This window comes from Streptomyces sp. NPDC057963 (genome assembly GCF_042887155.1).
Taxonomy (GTDB): domain Bacteria; phylum Actinomycetota; class Actinomycetes; order Streptomycetales; family Streptomycetaceae; genus Streptomyces.
Genome location: NZ_JBHVPX010000005.1, coordinates 365,265 through 382,825 on the forward strand (window position 1 = coordinate 365,265; position 17,561 = coordinate 382,825).

The following is a 17,561-nucleotide window of genomic DNA, read 5'->3' on the forward strand; positions in this document are numbered from 1 at the left end:
TAGGATGCGGGAAGTCATTTCCCCCCAGTGCGGAGCCGCCCATGAACCGGCGTCGTCCTCCCCGTGCGGCGAGCGCCGGCGAACTGCTCACCACCCTTCAACAGCTCACCTCGCGGGCGCGCCGAGAGGTGGAGCTGCAGCGGGCGCGGGTGGAACTGGCGGAGGCGCTGCAGCGGGAGATGCTCCCTTCGGCGCTGCCCGCCCTCCCGGGTCTGCAGACAGCCGCCCGGTACACGCCGGCCCGCAGCGGACTGGACATCGGCGGCGACTGGTACGACGGATTCGTGCTGCCGGACGGCGCGCTGGCGTTCGCCATCGGGGACGTGCAGGGCCACGATGTCGAGGCCGCCGCTTTCATGGGCCAGATCCGCATCGCCATGCGGGCGATAGCCGCGACCGCCGCGGACCCCGGCGAGGTCGTGGGCCGGACCAACGACCTGCTGCTCTCGGTGGACTCCGGCCTCTTCGCGACCTGCACCTTCGCCCGCCTCGACCCGGTCACCCGGGAGCTCCACAGTGCCCGGGCCGGGCACGTCGCCGCCGTGTGGGCCACCGCCGACGGGCGCTCCGGTCTCACCGACGACGAAGGGGGCCTGCCCCTGGGGATCCGGGCGGGTGAGCACTACCCGGTCACCCGGCGGCGCCTGACGAGCCCCGGCGCGTTCGTCCTGGTCACCGACGGGGTGGTCGAGGGGCCCTCGTTCCCGATCGACGAAGGGCTGGACGCGGTGACGCGGCTGGTGGTCTCCCAGGTCGCCGCCGGCGCCGACGAGCTGGCCGACGCGGTCCTGCGGGCGGCGGAGCGGACCGGGCACGAGGACGACGCCGCCGTTCTCGTGCTGCGCCACGGAGCGGCCCCCGGCGGGGAGTGACGGCCGGGTCCGGGCCCAGCGTGTCAAACAGCCGCCACCCGTCCGGGTCGGTGTCTGATGAGATGTGTGATCCGCAGCAAGGGAAGCAGCAGCGAGAGAACCATACGGGCGGTCTCGGCCGCACTGCCCGTCCTGGCCGTAGCCGCCGTCTACTACCTGGCCGGCGGGCTCGGCCTGATCCGCGGGGTGTACGTCCAGGGGGCGGTCGTCACCCCGCTCTGGCCGCCGACCGGCATCGCGCTGGGCGCCCTGATCTACCTGGGGCCGCGTGCCTGGCCCGGTATCGCGCTCGGCTCCCTGTTCGTCATCGCCACACTGAGCGACTCGGTCTCGCTGCTCACCGCCGTCGTCGTGGCGGGCAACACCCTGGCTCCCGTCTGTTCGTACCTGATACTCCGCAGGGCCGGGTTCCGCAGGGAGCTGGACCGGCTGCGCGACGGCGTCGTGCTGGTCTTCCTCGGCGCGCTGGGGGGCATGGCCATCAGTGCGACCGTGGGCACCTGCATGCTGGTGGTCGACGACCATCTTCCGCTGAGCGGCTTCTGGCCGGTCTGGACGGCCTGGTGGTCGGGGGACGCGATGGGTGTGCTCGTGGTCACTCCACTGCTGCTGGTGCTGCGCAGGGTGCGGATGCCGCGGGCCACCGACCGGTGGATCGAGGCGAGTGCGCTGGCAGTCGCCTCCGTGGCGGTCTCCCTGGTGGCCACCAGGACCTCACTGGCGATGATCTACCTGGTGTTCCCGCTGATCATCTGGGCGGCGCTGCGCTTCCAGCTGGCGGGGAGCGCGCCGTGTGCCTTTCTGGTGTCGGTCCTGGCGGTCGTCGCGGGTACGCAGGGCGTGGGGCCGTTCGAGGGCCACACCATCCTCCATGTGATGGTGAACCTCGCCGTGTTCAACGGCTCCGTCGCCCTGACGGCGCTGCTGCTCGCGGCCGTCGTCACCGAGCAGAGCGACATCCGCCGCAGAATCCAGCGTGCCTGCGAGGAACTGGCCGATGTGGTGGACCGGCTGGCGCCGCACAGAACGCCGGGCAGCTGGCCGCCCCGGCCCGAGGACGAGCTCGACGGCCTCTGACCCACTCCCCCGGAGGCGGGCCTCCGTCGCGGAGACGACCGCGGATCGCGGGGCACCTCTCCGGCGGCGGGGCGGACCACCTCCGGAAGCGGCGCGCCAGGACGTCGTTGCGGGACACGCCCTCCGGGTCGAACCGGGCGGCGGGCCGTTCGATGTGCGGCAGCCGGCCCGGGTTGTGCGGTGCGTAGCCGTGCGCGTGCGGTACGTCGCCGGGCTCCCCGAAGCGCGGCCCCGCGGCGACGGTGGCGGTCCCGGTCTTCCGGTCGATCTCGATCCTGCTCGGCAGCCCGGCCACGGACACCCGATCGCCCCGGCACCGGCGACGGTGCGGAAGGACTGCCGGGGGCCGGGCGCGTGCACCGCGGTCGAGGCGGACGCCGTTTCCCGCAGCTCGGCCTCGGGACGGGGCACGCTCAGCCGTCGCGCTCCGAAGGTGATGTCTGCGGCCCGGTTCCTCTCCGCGGGAGTCACCGCGCGTCCCCTCTTTCGCTCCTGGCCGACTGTCCTGATCCCGATGGTGCGTCCTCCCGGACGAACCTGTTGGTGGAACCATGCAACTGGTGACCTACATGTCCGCACACCATCCGATTCCGGAACCCTCCAAATGTGAACAGTCACCCACAGACCGAGCGATCCAGCGCGGAACGGGACGAGTTCCGAGTCAGTGCGCATGTCTGAACTTCACTGGAACTCCAGCGAAATGGCACGTGTGTGGATATCGTGCACCGAGCGAGGGCGCATCCGTCAGTCCATGGGATCGGCGGATGCGCCCCGTTTGTGGCGATGCAACTGTGACTGGGGGGTTCATGGGGCATGTCGAGCTACCCGATTCGGACAGATCAGAACCTGTGGGACTGGCGGGGGCGCCGCGTCCACGCACTGTTTCACATCGGCCTCGCGGCAAGGCACTTGACGACCCGTGGAGGGCGCCGACCGTACAGCGTGAACGCTCGGAACCGGTCGCGGCGAAGAGAAGGGCGGGGTGGCGTCTGCCGGCTGTCATCGGCGCCGAGCTTCTCTGCCTGGGGCTTCCGGCGTGGCTCGTCCTGCTGGCCGGTGGACAGCCGCGGGCCGCGGTCGCCGCGGCGGTGGCCGCACTGGTGTGGTCCGGCGTGCGGGCCGCGCGCGGCCGGTACGCGGACCTGCCTCCGGACGATCCACCGGGGGTACTGAGCACGGCCGGCGACTGGCTGCTGCTGGTCGGTGTGCTCGCGGTGCTGCGGACCATGACGGGTGATGCGGTCGATCCCGCGACGGCTGCCGTGGCATTGCTGCCCGGCCTGCTGGCGGGCGTAGCGGCCCTGGGGGTACGGCGGTTGCCGTGGCCCGGACGGCGGCGGACCGTCCGGCGGGTACTGGTGGTCGGGGAGGCCTCGAAGGTGGAACGCGCGGTGCGGGTGCTGGGTTCCCGCGCGGACCATCCTTACCAGGTCGTGGCCGCCATACCGGTGGGGACCGCCCCGCTGGAGTGCGAGGTCCAGGTGCCGGGCCGGCTCGCACCGGCACCGGCCGACGACGACGCGTCGACGGTGCTGGGCGGGGCGTTCGCCCATGACGCGGACCTGGCCCTGGTGGTACCCGGGCCGCAGCTCTCCGAGGATCGGCTGCACCGGCTCTCCCGGGGGCTGCACGACGGCGGGCTCGCCCTGTCCGTGCTGACGGAGCTCTCGGGCATCGCGGCCGGCCGGGTTCGGCCTGCCGCCGCTGCCGGGCTGACGCTGCTGCACATCGCACCCCCGCTGCGAGGGGGGCCGCAGATGGCCGTGAAGGCCGCGGTGGACCGCATCGGCGCCGCACTCGGTCTGCTGGTTCTGGCACCCCTGCTGCTGCTGATCGGGGCGGCGGTGCGGCTCGGCTCCCGCGGGCCGGCGTTCCACCGCCAGATCCGCCACGGGCGGCACAACCGGCCGTTCACGATGTGGAAGTTCAGGACGATGGTGGTGGACGCCGAGAGCCGCAAGCAGCAACTGACCGCCGCGAACGAGAACGACGGTCCGATGTTCAAGATGCGCCGCGACCCCCGGGTGACCGGTATCGGCCGTCTGCTGCGACGGACGTCGCTCGACGAGCTGCCACAACTGCTCAATGTGCTCCGGGGCGACATGTCACTGGTCGGTCCACGGCCTCCGCTTCCGGAGGAAGTGTCCCGCTACGACGAACGCGAACTGAGACGGCTGGCGGTCAGGCCGGGGCTGACCGGTCTGTGGCAGGTCAGCGGGCGTTCGGACCTGTCCTGGCAGGAGACCGTCTCGCTCGACCTGTGGTACGTCGACAACTGGTCGGTGCTCACGGACATGGGGCTCATGGCCCGGACGCTGCGTGCCGTCGCCGACGGCCGTGGGGCGTACTGAGAGCGGCGGCCGTCGATGCGAGGAGCGCGGGGCAACCGGCCGTGCGGGGCCGGAGGGACGGGCGGCCGTCGCGTTGCGGCGGCCGGCCCGCGCCGGTGGATCCGCCGGGTCCGCTCAGACCTGTGCGGTCCGCCGCTCCAGCCACCACGCGTACGTGCGGGCGATCCCGTCGTGCAGCGCGATCCGAGGTGCGAAGCCGAGAGAAGTGAGCCGGGAGACGTCGAGCAGTTTGCGCGGGGTGCCGTCGGGCTTCGCCGTGTCCCATTCGATGGCTCCCTGATATCCCGTCACCTTCCGTACGATTTCGGCGAGTTCGCGGATCGTCAGGTCTTCGCCACAGCCGATGTTGACGGGCTCGTCGCCGTCGTAGCGCTCCAGCAGCAGCAGGCACGCGGCGGCCAGATCGTCGACGTGCAGGAACTCGCGGCGCGGGCTGCCGGAGCCCCAGAGCGTGACCGCGGGCGCCCCGTCCCGCCGCGCCTCGTGGAAGCGGCGGATCAGCGCGGGCAGCACGTGCGAGGACTCCAGGTCGAAGTTGTCGCCCGGACCGTAGAGATTGGTCGGCATGGCACTGATGTACGCGACGCCGTACTGCCGGCGGTAGGACTGGATCTGCACGATTCCGGCGATCTTGGCCAACGCGTACGCCTCGTTGGTCGGCTCCAACGGACCGGTGAGCAGGGCGCTTTCGGGGATCGGCTGCGGGGAACGCCTGGGGTAGATGCAGGACGAGCCGAGGAAGAGCAACCGCTCGACACCGGCGGCGTGCGCTCCGGCGACGACACTCAGCTGGATGCGCAGGTTGTCCTCCAGGAACTGCACCGGGTACGTGTTGTTGGCCATGATTCCGCCGACCTTGGCGGCGGCCAGCACCACGGCGTCCGGTCGGACCTCCCGGAGAAATTCCCCGGTCCGTGCGGCGTCGCGCAGATCGAGGTGGTCACGATCGCGGGTGATCACCTCGTGTCCGGCGGCGGTGAGGCGGCGCACCACCGCCGAGCCGACCAGACCGCGGTGGCCCGCGACGAATACGCGGGCGCCGGGCCGTAGGAAGGGGCGGACGGATTCCTGGGGAGGGCCGGGGAGATCAGTCGTCATGGCTCGGATTGTGCCAGCAGCCACAGATCGCGGTGACGTTTTGCCGCAGATCGCTCAATTCCGATATTTCGGTGGGAATCAACAGCCTTTCAGGCGAACACAGAGGGGGTAGTCGTGGCGAAGACCGCGCTCATCACCGGCGTGACCGGACAGGACGGTTCGTACCTGTCCGAGCTGCTGCTCGACAAGGGGTACACGGTCCATGGACTGATACGCCGCTCGTCGAGCTTCAACACCGAGCGGATCGACCACATCTACCAGGGCCCGGAGGAAGAGAACCGTTCGTTCGTCCTGCATCACGCCGATCTCGCCGACGGGGTCGCGCTGGTGAATCTGCTGCGAGACATCCGGCCGGACGAGGTCTACAACCTCGGCGCGCAGTCGCACGTCCGTGTCTCGTTCGACGCCCCGCTGTACACCGGTGACATCACAGGTCTCGGCACCATCCGGTTGCTGGAGGCCGTCCGCGCGAGCGGTATCGACACCCGGATCTACCAGGCGTCGTCGTCGGAGATGTTCGGCGCGAGCCCGCCGCCACAGAATGAGAAGACGCCGTTCCATCCGCGGAGCCCGTACAGCGTCGCCAAGGTGTACTCCTACTGGGCGACCGTCAACTACCGTGAGGCGTATGGGATGTTCGCGGTGAACGGGATTCTCTTCAACCATGAGTCCCCGCGCCGCGGCGAGACCTTCGTGACCCGGAAGATCACGCGCGGGGTGGCCAGGATCAAGGCGGGTCTGCAGACCCGCCTCCACCTGGGCAACCTCGACGCGGTGCGCGACTGGGGCTACGCCCCCGAGTATGTCGACGCGATGTGGCGGATGCTGCAGTGCGACGGTCCGGACGACTATGTGGTGGCCACCGGGGAGGGGGTCAGCGTCCGGCAGTTCCTGGAGTACGCCTTCGCCCACGCGGACCTGGACTGGCGGGAGCACGTCCGCTACGACGCCAAGTACGAGCGGCCCAGCGAGGTCGACGCGCTGATCGGTGACGCCGCCAAGGCCGAGGAACTGCTCGGCTGGAAACCGGCGGTGAGGTCGCAGGAGCTCGCCAGGATCATGGTCGAGGCCGATATCCGCCAGCTCTCCGATCAACTCGCCGGAGCAGCCGTGCGGGTGGACCGATGAGACGTCCGGACCCCGCACGCGGGGGGACCGTCGTGCCGGTCACCGGCGCGCGGACCGCTCCGTCACTTCCCCACGAGACCCGGCCGTCGCCACCGGCCGCGGCCCCGCCGGGGACCGCCCCGGGCGCGCTCTCCGGCTCCACCGGCCTCCCGGTGGACCCGTGCGTGCCCGCACCGGTCCAGGCCCCCGGCCCGGACCACTCACTCGCCCTCACCGGCAGCGGGGCGGACCGTCTCCGCCGCCGGTCGGACGAGGCAGGAACCGCGGCCTTCCGGCCGCAGCTCGTTCTCACCTTCGGAGCTGAATGATGAACGGAAGTACGGGGCGCAGGCGCATCGGACGCGTCCGGGCACGGGCCGCGGCCGCCGCGCTCTGCCTGCTCGCCGGAGCGCTGACCGCCACCGCGTCCGGGGGATCCCCGGCCGCGGCTCTCACCCCGCCGGTCTCGCTGACCGCGGACGATCTCACCACCTGGCAGACCAACGGCATCGTCTGGTCGATGGCCGCGTCGGACGCCGGTGTCGTCTACACGGGCGGCACCTTCTCCACCGTCCGGCCCCCGGACGCGGCCGCCGGCACCTCCGAACAGCCCTCGGTGAACTTCGCCGCGTTCGACGCGGCGACCGGTGCGCCGACCGACTGCAAGCTGTCGTTCACCCTCTCGTCGGGGACCGCGACCGTACGTGCGCTGGCGCTTTCGCCCGACCAGAAGACCCTTTATGTCGGCGGGCAGTTCGGAGCGGTGAGCGGGGTCGGAGTGAGCAACATCGCCGCCATCGACACCGCGACCTGCACCCCGCGCCAGGATTTCAAGTTCTCCGTCTCCGCGACCGTGCGGGCCCTGGCTGTCACGAACGACACCGTCTATCTGGGCGGTGACTTCAACAACGTGGCGGGGCAGACCCGGAACAAGTTCGCCGCGGTCACCACCGGCGCCGCGCTGAAGCCGTGGAAGGCCAACACCGACGAGGTGGGCCGGGCCGTGGAGCTGACGCCCGACGGCAAGCACGTACTGATCGGCGGTGACTTCTTCACCGTCAACGGCACCACCTCGCACGCGCTGGCCGTGGTGGACGCCACCACCGGGGCCGTCGCCAAGAGCTATCCTGCCGGGTTCATTCCGAACACCTCCACGGTGCAGGACCTGACGACGGACGCCACCGGCTTCTACACCGCCAACGAGGGCACCGGAGGGGGTGTCTTCGACGGTCGGATCGCGCTGAACCTCAGCAATTTCGAGCAGCGCTGGCGGGACACCTGCCTGGGCGCCACACAGGCCGTCCTCGTCCACAACGGCGTTCTGTACAGCGGGAGTCACGCGCACGACTGCGCGAGCATGGGCGAGTTCCCGGACCAGCCGCGCAAGCACCTGCTGGCCCAGTCCGTCGACGACCCGAAGCTGCTCCCCTGGTTCCCCGACACCAACGACGGCATCGGGGAGCCGGTCGGGCCCCGGGTGATGGCGCAGACCGACAAGGGGGGCCACCACTATCTGTGGGTGGGCGGCGAGTTCACCACCGTCAACGGCTCCGCGCAGCAGGGCCTGACCCGGTTCGCCGACGGTCCCGACACCGGGGCGCCGTGGGTTCCGAACGTCAGCCTGTCCACGGTCGCCCCGGGCAAGGTGGAGGTCAACTGGCAGACGAGCTACGACGCCGACGACGGGGAACTCACGTACCGGATCTACAAGGACGGCGCGAGCACTCCGGTGTACACCACGACGGGCCACTCGCTGTTCTGGGACCGGCCGCAGCTGAGGTGGACCGATACCGACGTCGCCCCGGGTGAGAGCCACTCGTACCGGATCAGTGCCGGCGACGGCACCAACACCAGCGCCAAGTCGCCCGCCCTGTCCGCCACCGTGACGTCCGCCGCCGAGAAGTACCCCGCGAAGGTGCTGGCCGACGGCGCCTCGCTGTACTGGCGGTACGACGAAGGCACGTCGACGTTCGCCGGTGACACCGGCAAGGGGCTGGACAACGGGTTCCTCCGCAACTCCCCGGCCTACCGGCGGACTCCGGCCGCCGTCTCGGGTCCGTCGACCGCGATCGGCTTCAACGGGACGAACCAGTACGCGTACAGCAACAGGCGTCACCCGCAGCCGGTCAGGTTCTCGGTCGAGACCTGGATCAAGACGACGACCACCAAGGGAGGGAAGATCATCGGCTTTGGCAATGTGACCATGCAGAACAGCACGCAGTTCGACAAGCATATGTACATGCGCGACGACGGGCGGCTGGTCTTCGGGGTCTACAGCGGCGGCACCAGGACCGTCACCACGCCGGCGGCCTACAACAACGGCGCCTGGCACCATGTCGTCGCGACGCAGGGCACCGGCGGCATGGCGCTGTACGTCGACGGGCAGCTGCGCGCCTCCAGCACCCAGTACACCGGCAACGAGAACTACAGCGGATACTGGCGGGTCGGCGGGGACAACCTGAACAACTGGCCGAGCAAGCCGACGAGCAACTTCTTCGCCGGGCAGATCGACGAGACCGCCGTCTACCCGACCGCTCTGGGCGGCTCGCAGGTCAGCGCCCACTACGCCCTGAGGACGGGTGGATGAGGAACCCGTTCCGGGCCGGTGCCGCCGTCGTCGTACTGACGGCGGCACTGGCCGCCTGCGGCTCGTCCTCCGACGGGCACCGGGGGGCGAGCGGTGCCGGGCCGTCGGCCACGCGGGCCCCCGCCACCACTCCGCCGGCCGGTCCCGGCACCGCCGCGTCCAGCGGCCCGCCGGCTCCGCGGGCGAGCGAACCGCCGAAACTGCCCACCGATGAACTCACCCCGGCCACGGGCTCGTTCACCAAGAAGCAGAAGGAGTACCTGGTCGACCGGGTGCCCAGGGGCATCGACCCGGCGGCCGTGCTCCAGACCGGCCAGGAGACCTGCGACAGGCTCACCTATCTCGTGAAGGCCGACCGCGATGTGGCGGTCGGCGCGATCGTGACCGGCGAGATCGCCGACGCGAAACCCGCCGTCGAGCATCTCTGCACCCAGCACCGGGAGTTGGCGAAGGAAGCGGCGCGGGGATACGCGGACGGCACCTACGGCAACAAGCAGATCCGGCCGGGCCGCTACCACGACGTCTCCCCCACCGCGAACTGCACCTGGCAGATCACCGGGGCGAACGGCAGGAGTCTGGGATCGGGCTCCGCCGCCGCCGGGAAGCGGGCCGCGATCACCCTCCCGGAGGCGGCCCGCGCCTTCACCTCCACAGGCTGCTACGCCTGGCTGCCCGAAGGAGGGCACGGATGAGCAAGCTGCCGATAGCCGTGGCGATCCCCACCAAGAACGAGGGGCTCAACATCGCCGAGGCGGTGAAGTCCGTACTCGGCCACTTCGAAGCGGTCGTCGTCGTCGACTCGCACAGTACGGACGACACGGCGAAGATCGCCGAGGAGTGCGGAGCCGAGGTGGTCACGTACACCTGGGACGGCGGTCACCCGCGCAAGAAGCAGTGGTGTCTGGACCATGTCCGCACGGATCTGGACTGGATTCTGCTGCTCGACGGGGACGAGCGGCTCAGCCCCGGGCTGCTGGCCGAGCTGCGGCAGATCTTCGCCGGTCCCGGCACGCCGAAACCCGCCGCGTACGACATACCGCTGGGTTACTGGTTCTCCGGGAAGCGGCTCCGGCACGGCTACACCATCCGCAAGCGGTCGCTGACCGACCGCACACGCTGCCGGTACCCGGAGGTGGGGGATCTCGAAGCGCCGGGCATCGGCGAGGTCGAGGGGCACTACCAGCCGGTCGCCGAGTCGGCCGGCTCGCTCCGCAATCCGATCGAGCACCAGGATCTCGACCCGGTCACGGCCTGGTTCGAGCGGCACAACCGCTACTCGGACTGGGAGGCGTGGCTGGAGCACCATCCCGAGGTCAAGGAGCAGGTGCGGAGGGTGAAGTCCCGCCAGGGGCAGCTGTTCCACAAGGCGCCCTTCAAGCCCCTGGTGTCGTTCGCGTACATGTATCTGTACCGGCGGGGCTTTCTCGACGGGCGTGCGGGGTTCGACTTCGCGCTGGCGATGAGCTTCTACCGCTGGCAGATCGCGCTCAAGTCCCGTGAGGGGAAGACCGTGTGACGCGGTGGCCCCTCCGGCGGACCACGTCCTCGTAGGTCCGCCGGAGGGTCCGGGTCACGGTCTCGATGGTGAAGTCCTCGTTGACCAGGTCCCAAGCGGCCTTGCCGGCCCGCGCGTTGGCCTCGGGATCGAGGAGTTCCAGGACGGCACGGGCCACCTTGAGCGCGTTCATTCCGTCCTCGCCGACCCGGCTGTCGATCACCCGGCCCGCTCCGGCCCGTGCCACATCGGGGCCGAGCCCGCAGGTACGGGTGATGACGACCGGGGTGCCGACCGACATCGCTTCGAGGACGGATACGCCCAGGGGTTCCTCGATCGACGGCAGTACGTACACATCGGCCTGCCGGCCCGCCGCCAGAACCTCTTCACGGCCGAGCGGTCCCACATGGTCGAGGGAGTCCCTCACCCCGAGTCTGCGGGCGAGTTCGAGGGTTGCGGGCAGCGCTCCGGTGTCGGGTCCGGCCAGCACGAACCGGGCGTCCGGGTGCTCGGCGAGGACCGCCGGCATCGCGGCGACGAAGTCCTCGGGGCGTTTGCGCTCCTGGATCCGGGCCAGGAAGAGGACCGTCGGCGGCCGCCCCGGTTCGCGGGCCGGCTTGCGTTCCTGCGGGCGTACGCCGTTGACCAGCCGCACGGTCCTCAACGGCACCGGTGCGGCGACGGCGTGCACATCGAGGCGTTCCCTCTCGGTGAGGTGCAGCACGGCGTCGGCTCTGCGCAGCACCTTGCGCACTCCGAGCAGATCGGTCAGCTGGGCGACCCGCTTCCCGGTGGGGTCGACCATGCCGTGCGTCTGGACGACCAGGGGCGTACGGGAGGCCAGCGCGAGCAGCGCGGCGGGCAGCGTCACCAGATCGCGCATCAGGTGGACATGGACGAGGTCGGCGCCGCGCATCATGCGACGGGCGGCGAGCAGGAGCGCACCGGAGGTGATGCCGCTGACCTCGAACACGGGAAGCAGATGGCGGGCCTGGAAGAGGTGGACCGGCACCCCCTCGACCGTGCGCGGCAGCCGGCCCGCGAAGCCGTCGCCCAGTGCCATGACGCGGGCGTCGTCGCCCCCGTCCCGCTGGACCTTCGACAGGTTGAGCGCCACCCTTGTCGGGCCGCCGAACGCGTGGTCCGGGGTGTGCAGTGTGACGACGTGCAGGATCTTCACCAGGGTTCCCCTCAACCTCGGCCGGCCTTTCAGAGACTAGTCATCCAAACCTCTCAAGTGGGTTGATTCGTTAGAGTGTTCACAGGTCCACGGAACGGGGAGCACATGACGTCCGCGCGTGAGGCGGCGTCGTCCGCACCCGTACCGGAGCACGGCCCGCAGGACCCGGTCCAGCCTCCGGCGAAGCCCATGTCGTGGGCCATGCTGTCGCGTGCCCTGGCCGTGCCCCTCATCCTCGGGCTGGTCTGCTTCCTGCCCGCGGTGATCGCCGCGCAGCCGGGAGCGGGGGTCCGGGACACCGCGTACTGGCTACAGCTCGTGCTGACCTGCTATGCGGGGGCCCGGCTCGCCACGATGGTTCTTTCCACGCGGCGGCGTCTGCTGCAGGGCGTGTTCTGGATGTTCGTGTACATCGCGATGGGGGTGGCGCCGTTCGCGCAGGCGGTCATCGGGCAGACCCCCACCCCGGTGGTCGGGCCGCGGTCGGATCTGGTGACGGCCGTCGCGCTGATCCTGGTGGGGTGTGCCGCGTTCGACCTCGGGGCGCTGCTGGCTTCCCGGCGCCCGCTGCGCCGCCGGCCCTCCGCGCGCACCGGGAGCGGCCCGGCCACCGCGCACCGGGTGCGGCTCAGGCTGCTGGTGGTGCTGGCCTTCGCGGCGAGCGGCTACTACATCCTGAAGCTCGGCGGGCCCGCCGTCTTCTTCACCAGCAGGCAGGAGATCAGCGCCTCGGTCGCGGTCAGCGGAGTGGCGTCGGGCCAGTCCAATGTGGGCTCGGCCTTCCTCAAGGGCTTCGGTACGGTACCCGCGCTGCTGGGGCTGCTCTTCTACACGCGTCGGCTGGTGACCTCGCGCAGGGCCCGGCGCTCGCCCTCGACGGCACTGGTCTGGTGTGCGCTGCTGGTCCTCAACGCCATCGTGAACAACCCTTTCTCCAACGCCCGTTACTGGTTCCTGACCGTACTGGTCTCGCTCCTCTTCACCGCGTTTCCGAGCAGTGCGGCGATGTACCGGTCGGTGCTCGCCATGGGAGTGGTCGGGGCACTGGTGCTGTTCCCGTACGCGGACCGGTTCCGCTACGACAGCGCCGGGTACCGGCCGGTGGATTCGTCGTCGGTCTTCGAGCCGCTCGCCACCAAGGACTACGACCAGACGGTGATGTTCGCCAACACGATCACCTGGGTCGACACCCGCGGCCACACCTACGGTCGCCAACTGGCGGGCTCCGCGCTCTTCTTCGTGCCCCGGTCGGTGTGGAGCGGCAAGCCGGAGGACACGGGGGTGCGCGTCGGTCAGTGGATGGGGATGAAGATGACCAACCTGTCGGCGCCGCTGTGGACCGAGCTCTGGGTCGACTTCGGAACACCGGGCATGGTCGGCGCGTTCGCCCTGATCGGATACGCCGCCGCACGCACCGACCGGCGCTACGCGCGCGCGGTCTCCCGGGACGGCCCCGGCCCCGGCAGCGTTCTGGCCGTCGCCGCTCCGCTGATCGCCGGGTACACCTTCATTCTGTTGCGCGGACCGCTGTTGCAGGCCGTCGGGAAGCTGGCGATCGCGGCCCTCTGCCTGCTGCTGATCACCAGTTTCAGAAGCCGGAGCGGACGGCCTTCGCACTGACGGGTGGCCGCTCCGCCGTGGTGCGGCGTCTCAGCCGGGCCACCCTGGTCCAGGTGGCCACCGCCTTGCAGACGGACCCCAGACACAGGCCCCAGGCCGCGCCCGGCACCCCGCCGAGCACATAGCCGCCGGTGAGGAAGGCCACGGCGGCGAGCGAGAAGACCACCTGGATGGAGAGGGTGGTACGGGGGTCGAGCATCCGCAGGGCCAGCAGTCCGCAGGTGCCCACGGCCATGGCCGCGTACTGGCTGCCGGTCGCCGGGAGCAGGGCGGACGCCGTCGGCCAGGTGTCGCCGAGCAGACCGCGGCCGATTCCGTCGGGCAGCAGGGCGAGTGCGGTGGCCCAGGCGGCGGCCGTGGCGGCCAGGACCGCGGCGAGCGTCGCCGTGGCGCGTACCCTGCGCCGTTCGGAGGCGAGCCGTCCGAGGAGCGGCGGGCCGAAACCGGTGGCCGAGGTGAACAGCACGTTCAGCGGTCCGAAGAGGGTCGTCGCGCCGCGCAGCGCCCCGACCACCAGGGGGTTGCCGACCGCGCCGAGCCCGAGTACGGAGAGCTGGCTGGTGGCGTTGCCCACGCCGAACTCCACCACGAAGCGCCGCCCCAGATGCCCTCGTCGCAGGAGGACCATGAGCCGCAGGGGCGTTCCGGCCACTCTGCGGTGCAGCAGGACGGCCGACAGCAGCAGGGCCGGCAGCGCGGACAGCCCCCAGGCCGCGACGAGCCGGGCAGCCGGGGCGCCATGGGGCTGCACGGCCAGCGCGCCCAGCACACAGGCCAGTCTGAGCAGGTCGCCCACCAGTGCCAGGTGCGGCAGGTGCAGGGTGGAGAAGGCGTAGCGCATCGTGTCCTGGCCCAGGACCGCCGGCAGGACGAGTCCCAGCATCATCAGGGCACGTGCCGTGGCACCCGGCAGCGCCAGGCAGACGGCGGCGAGCGGGGCGCCGAGCCCGGCCGCGGCGAGCAGGGTGAAGGCGACCGCCGACCGGCAGGCGCCGCGTATCTCGTCGCTCCCGCCGCGCCGCAGGACGAGCGGCTGACCGGTGTAGGCGCCGAAGACCCCGAGCAGCACGGTGAAGACGAGGTAGACCGCAGAGAAGCGGGCGAAGCCGGCCACGGTGGAGAGCCGGGCGGCGGCCACCAGCACCAGGATGTTGGTGAGCGCCGCCACGCCCTGGTCCGCGACCGAGCAGACGATCGCGGTACCTGCCTTCATCTGTGTCCCGCGGTGGAGTCGAAGGGACGCAGGCCGAGGGTCTCGGCGGGGTCACCGGTGCGCTCCGGGCCGCTGCCCGCGTCGTCGCGGCCGGGCCGGCCACCGCGTGCGCGGCGCCTGGCGGCCTTCTTCCGGGCCCGGCGCTCGTGGCGGTTTCGGCCGGGGTGGAGCAGGGCGCCGAGCACGGTGCCGCCGGCCGCTCCGATGATCTCCCGGATCCGTTCCAGGTCGCTGCGGTGCACCTCGCGCGGGTCGCAGACCACCACGACGCCTTCCACCCGGTCGATCAGCGCGACGGCGTCGGCGTACGACAGCACGGGCGGGGCCAGCACGATGACGACGGCGCCCGGCCGGTCGCCCTCGGCCACGATCCGTCCGACGGACGCGGACGTCAGGGTGCGCGGCACGTTGTCCGTGCGCCGGCCCGCTATCAGGGTGAAGGCGCCCGAACCGGGTACGTCGACATTCATCCGGCTGTCCGACGGCCAGGCCCGTTCGCCCTCCGCCGCCCAGCGCCGCCGGGCGCCCTGCCCGGCCGGGCCGAGGTCTCTGGCCAGGGAAGGGGTGCGCAGATCGGCCTCGACCAGGAGTACGTCGCGCCCCATCTCGGCGAAGGCCGCGGCCAGGTTGACCGCGGCGGCGGCAGCCGTGTCGCCGGCTCCGCGCGGGGCCGTGACCAGGAGTCTGCGGCGTTGGGCGAACGACGGGTCGTAGGCGAGCCGGAAGGCGACCGCCCGGTACTCCTCGGCGAGCCGGCTGCCGCTCCGTCCGATGGCGAGCAGTGCGCCCGCGGACGCCCGCTCCCTGGGCAGGGTCCCGAGCAGCGGGGCCCCGAGCGAGCGGACCAGCTCCCGGGTGGAGCGCACGGCCGGGTCGAAGACGAGGCGCACCCAGGACAGCAGCAGTCCGAGCGCGAGTCCGACGGCACCACCGAGTCCCAGCAGCAGGGGAAGCCCCGCGCCGGTGGGCTCCGTGGGCGCGACGGGCTTCTTCGTCAGATAGCCGGGGGTCGTGTCCAGGGCGCGCAACTCGGAGATCTTCCGGTTCAGTTCGGAGATCGAGACCACGAGGTTGGCCCGCGCGCTGGTCACATCGTTGCCTCCGCCGGTCTGCTCCGCGAGTTGGTCGCGCTGTTCGGTGAGCGGCGCCAGCTGGGCACGGTAGCCGTCGACCATGTTGGCGATGCTGTCCTCGGTGCGCTGTCTGCGGATCTCCAGATAGGCGTCGGCCAGCGCCTGTGCCCGCCCCCTCGCCAGGGCGGGGGTGCGGCCGGTGTACGCGAAGCGGAGCACGAGGGTGTTCGGCGGGTTGGTGACCTGGAGGCCGGACATCAGCGTCCCGAGCTCCACCCGGTCGCCGGCCCTGGCCAGGGAGCCGACGGCGAGAGTACCCACGGTGTCGCTGACGGCGGTCTGCCGCTCGGAGCCGATGTTGATCCCCTTGTCGGCGGAGGCGCCCGCGGCGAAGGGGTCGGACGCGGCCGAACGTACGACGACCTCGCCCGTCGAGGTGTAGCTCTCCTCGCCGCTGAGGGCGAGCCAGCCGCCGCCGAGCAGTCCGAGGACCACGCCGCAGGCGAGCAGTGCCCGATAGCGCAGGAGCTGGCGGAACTGGTCCCTCAGCAGCGCGGGTTCGTCCTGGTCCTCCAGGGCGCGGATCGGGTGGGTCATCGGCGTGGTCTCCCTTGTGCGTCCGCGAGGACCTCGGTGAGCAGTGCGTCGAAGCGGGCCAGGCCCGCCTCCCTGCTCAGGTGGCGTGCGACGTACCGCGGTCCGTTGGCGCCGAGCCGGGCCGCCTCGGCCGGCGCCTCGACCAGTTTGCGTACGGCTGACAGCAGCGCCGCGGGGTCCTCCGGTGTGACGAGGATCCCGGCGCCGGACCGGTGGATCTCCTGCGCGGTGCCTCCCCCGTCGGCCACCGAGGCGACGACCGGACGGCCCGAGACGAAGTACGAGGTGAGCTTGGACGGGACGCTCATGTCGAGCACGGACGCCCGCTGGGTCACCGCGAGCACATCGGCGGCGGCGAGGATGTCGGTGAACTCCTCGGATCCGGCCGGCGGCAGGAAGTCGAGGTTGCGCAGGCCCGGCGCACGCGCCAGCAGCGCCTCGCGCTGGTTTCCGTCCCCCATCAGGACGAAGCGTATCCCCGGGGCGATCCGGGCCGCGTCGACGAGGACCTCCAGGCCCTGCTTGAGTCCCATGTTCCCGGAGTGCAGGACCACGGGAATGCCCTCGCTCCAGCCGAGCCGCGCCCGGGTCCGGGCGCGGTCGGCCGAAGACGCCCGCACATGTGACCAGTTGGGGACGAGGCGAATGCGTCCCGGGTCCACGCCGTACGCAGTGACGCGCGGAACGAAGGTCTCGTGGATGACGCCGACGAGGGCGGCGCCGAGCAGCGCGTACCGTTCGGCCCAGGAGGCGGCGGCCGCCGCCCGTCCCCCGCCCCGGATACCGCTCTGCGCGGCGGCCGCGCCCATCAGATCCTGCACGACCGGTATGTACGGGACGCGGTGGCGGCGGGCCAGCCGGGCCCCCAGGACACCGCCCGCGAGGCTGGGTATCTGGGAGACCACCGCGTCGGGCGGGGGCGAGACGGGCGGCGACAGCAGGCCGTGTCCGAGGACCGTCGCCTCGAACGCGGCTCTGCGCAAGGCACTCTGACGGGGCGGCACATAGTGCCTGCGTCGATGGACGCTGACCCCGGCCCGCTTCTCGGTGACCCGCCACACGCCCCGGTATTCTGCCTCGGTCCGCCAGGACGGGTAGTGCGGCATGCCGGTCAGTACGTGGGTCTCGGCCCCCGACGCCGCCCAGTGCTCGGCGAGCTGCGCGGCGTACGGGCCGATGCCCGTCAGCTCCGGCGCGTAGTTCGTCGAGACGACCAGCAGCGTGCGGCCCTCGAACGGTTCGTGACGGTCGGCATCGGACATGGACGCTCGCCTTCCCCCCCGGAACATCT

At 71.3% G+C, this 17,561-nt stretch carries 14 protein-coding genes; 9 read left to right on the forward strand and 5 right to left on the reverse strand.

Annotated features, from left to right (window positions below; genetic code table 11):
- The first annotated feature begins 41 nt into the window (after window positions 1-41).
- From ACFVT1_RS14755 to ACFVT1_RS14765, 3 genes are all read left to right on the forward strand, one after another.
- Window positions 42-872, forward strand: a complete 831-nt coding sequence (locus tag ACFVT1_RS14755) for a PP2C family protein-serine/threonine phosphatase (RefSeq protein WP_389795153.1) — start codon at window positions 42-44, stop codon at window positions 870-872.
- Between the two features lie 57 nt (window positions 873-929).
- Window positions 930-1,949 carry an MASE1 domain-containing protein gene (locus ACFVT1_RS14760; protein ID WP_389795155.1) on the forward strand — a complete coding sequence of 340 codons (1,020 nt, stop codon included), beginning with the start codon at window positions 930-932 and terminating at the stop codon, window positions 1,947-1,949.
- 806 nt (window positions 1,950-2,755) lie between these two features.
- Entirely contained in the window at window positions 2,756-4,300 is a 1,545-nt protein-coding gene (locus tag ACFVT1_RS14765) for an exopolysaccharide biosynthesis polyprenyl glycosylphosphotransferase (protein ID WP_389795158.1), read from the forward strand.
- Between the two features lie 114 nt (window positions 4,301-4,414).
- On the opposite strand, the gene ACFVT1_RS14770 is transcribed toward ACFVT1_RS14765, so the two are convergent.
- Window positions 4,415-5,398: a GDP-L-fucose synthase family protein gene (locus ACFVT1_RS14770; protein ID WP_389795160.1), complete on the reverse strand. Its 984-nt coding sequence runs from the start codon at window positions 5,396-5,398 to the stop codon at window positions 4,415-4,417.
- Window positions 5,399-5,512: 114 nt separating this feature from the next.
- Here ACFVT1_RS14770 and gmd point away from each other — a divergent pair, with 114 nt between their 5' ends.
- From gmd to ACFVT1_RS14795, 5 genes are read left to right on the forward strand one after another with little or no spacing between them, the layout of a single operon-like run.
- Complete coding sequence (gene gmd / locus ACFVT1_RS14775; RefSeq protein ID WP_389795162.1) at window positions 5,513-6,526, forward strand: GDP-mannose 4,6-dehydratase; 1,014 nt, start codon at window positions 5,513-5,515, stop codon at window positions 6,524-6,526.
- Window positions 6,523-6,834, forward strand: a complete 312-nt coding sequence (locus ACFVT1_RS14780; protein WP_389795164.1) for a hypothetical protein — start codon at window positions 6,523-6,525, stop codon at window positions 6,832-6,834. Before gmd ends, ACFVT1_RS14780 begins: the two co-directional genes overlap by 4 nt.
- Window positions 6,831-9,092, forward strand: a complete 2,262-nt coding sequence (locus ACFVT1_RS14785; RefSeq protein WP_389795166.1) for a LamG-like jellyroll fold domain-containing protein — start codon at window positions 6,831-6,833, stop codon at window positions 9,090-9,092. The genes ACFVT1_RS14780 and ACFVT1_RS14785 overlap by 4 nt, the downstream gene beginning before the upstream one ends.
- Window positions 9,089-9,784, forward strand: a complete 696-nt coding sequence (locus ACFVT1_RS14790; protein WP_389795168.1) for a hypothetical protein — start codon at window positions 9,089-9,091, stop codon at window positions 9,782-9,784. Before ACFVT1_RS14785 ends, ACFVT1_RS14790 begins: the two co-directional genes overlap by 4 nt.
- Window positions 9,781-10,608 carry a glycosyltransferase family 2 protein gene (locus tag ACFVT1_RS14795; protein WP_389795170.1) on the forward strand — a complete coding sequence of 276 codons (828 nt, stop codon included), beginning with the start codon at window positions 9,781-9,783 and terminating at the stop codon, window positions 10,606-10,608. The genes ACFVT1_RS14790 and ACFVT1_RS14795 overlap by 4 nt, the downstream gene beginning before the upstream one ends.
- Here the strand turns inward: ACFVT1_RS14795 and ACFVT1_RS14800 are convergent.
- The gene (locus tag ACFVT1_RS14800; protein ID WP_389795172.1) at window positions 10,580-11,767 is read right to left on the reverse strand and encodes a glycosyltransferase; all 1,188 of its coding nucleotides are present in this window, start codon (window positions 11,765-11,767) and stop codon (window positions 10,580-10,582) included. The two genes, ACFVT1_RS14795 and ACFVT1_RS14800, sit on opposite strands and share 29 nt — an antisense overlap.
- A gap of 105 nt (window positions 11,768-11,872) precedes the next feature.
- Here ACFVT1_RS14800 and ACFVT1_RS14805 point away from each other — a divergent pair, with 105 nt between their 5' ends.
- The gene (locus ACFVT1_RS14805; protein WP_389795174.1) at window positions 11,873-13,387 is read left to right on the forward strand and encodes a hypothetical protein; all 1,515 of its coding nucleotides are present in this window, start codon (window positions 11,873-11,875) and stop codon (window positions 13,385-13,387) included.
- Here the strand turns inward: ACFVT1_RS14805 and ACFVT1_RS14810 are convergent.
- The 3 genes from ACFVT1_RS14810 to ACFVT1_RS14820 are packed head-to-tail and all read right to left on the reverse strand — an operon-like array spanning window position 13,356 to window position 17,532.
- Window positions 13,356-14,600 (reverse strand): hypothetical protein, encoded by a 1,245-nt coding sequence (locus ACFVT1_RS14810; protein ID WP_389795176.1) that lies wholly within the window; start codon window positions 14,598-14,600, stop codon window positions 13,356-13,358. The genes ACFVT1_RS14805 and ACFVT1_RS14810 overlap by 32 nt on opposite strands.
- Window positions 14,597-16,270, reverse strand: coding sequence for a lipopolysaccharide biosynthesis protein (locus ACFVT1_RS14815; RefSeq protein ID WP_389795178.1), 1,674 nt, complete (start codon window positions 16,268-16,270; stop codon window positions 14,597-14,599). Before ACFVT1_RS14815 ends, ACFVT1_RS14810 begins: the two co-directional genes overlap by 4 nt.
- Complete coding sequence (locus tag ACFVT1_RS14820; protein ID WP_389795180.1) at window positions 16,267-17,532, reverse strand: glycosyltransferase; 1,266 nt, start codon at window positions 17,530-17,532, stop codon at window positions 16,267-16,269. Before ACFVT1_RS14820 ends, ACFVT1_RS14815 begins: the two co-directional genes overlap by 4 nt.
- Window positions 17,533-17,561 lie beyond the last annotated feature (29 nt).

Excerpts from the sequence above, each read along its gene's own strand:
- ACFVT1_RS14810 (WP_389795176.1), bottom strand. The coding sequence starts at position 14,600 with ATGAAGGCAGGTACCGCGATCGTCTGCTCGGTCGCGGACCAGGGCGTG.
- ACFVT1_RS14755 (WP_389795153.1), top strand. The coding sequence starts at position 42 with ATGAACCGGCGTCGTCCTCCCCGTGCGGCGAGCGCCGGCGAACTGCTC.
- ACFVT1_RS14780 (WP_389795164.1), top strand. The coding sequence starts at position 6,523 with ATGAGACGTCCGGACCCCGCACGCGGGGGGACCGTCGTGCCGGTCACC.
- ACFVT1_RS14790 (WP_389795168.1), top strand. The coding sequence starts at position 9,089 with ATGAGGAACCCGTTCCGGGCCGGTGCCGCCGTCGTCGTACTGACGGCG.
- ACFVT1_RS14785 (WP_389795166.1), top strand. The coding sequence starts at position 6,831 with ATGATGAACGGAAGTACGGGGCGCAGGCGCATCGGACGCGTCCGGGCA.
- ACFVT1_RS14805 (WP_389795174.1), top strand. The coding sequence starts at position 11,873 with ATGACGTCCGCGCGTGAGGCGGCGTCGTCCGCACCCGTACCGGAGCAC.
- ACFVT1_RS14815 (WP_389795178.1), bottom strand. The coding sequence starts at position 16,270 with ATGACCCACCCGATCCGCGCCCTGGAGGACCAGGACGAACCCGCGCTG.
- ACFVT1_RS14770 (WP_389795160.1), bottom strand. The coding sequence starts at position 5,398 with ATGACGACTGATCTCCCCGGCCCTCCCCAGGAATCCGTCCGCCCCTTC.
- ACFVT1_RS14760 (WP_389795155.1), top strand. The coding sequence starts at position 930 with ATGAGATGTGTGATCCGCAGCAAGGGAAGCAGCAGCGAGAGAACCATA.
- ACFVT1_RS14765 (WP_389795158.1), top strand. The coding sequence starts at position 2,756 with ATGGGGCATGTCGAGCTACCCGATTCGGACAGATCAGAACCTGTGGGA.
- ACFVT1_RS14795 (WP_389795170.1), top strand. The coding sequence starts at position 9,781 with ATGAGCAAGCTGCCGATAGCCGTGGCGATCCCCACCAAGAACGAGGGG.
- ACFVT1_RS14820 (WP_389795180.1), bottom strand. The coding sequence starts at position 17,532 with ATGTCCGATGCCGACCGTCACGAACCGTTCGAGGGCCGCACGCTGCTG.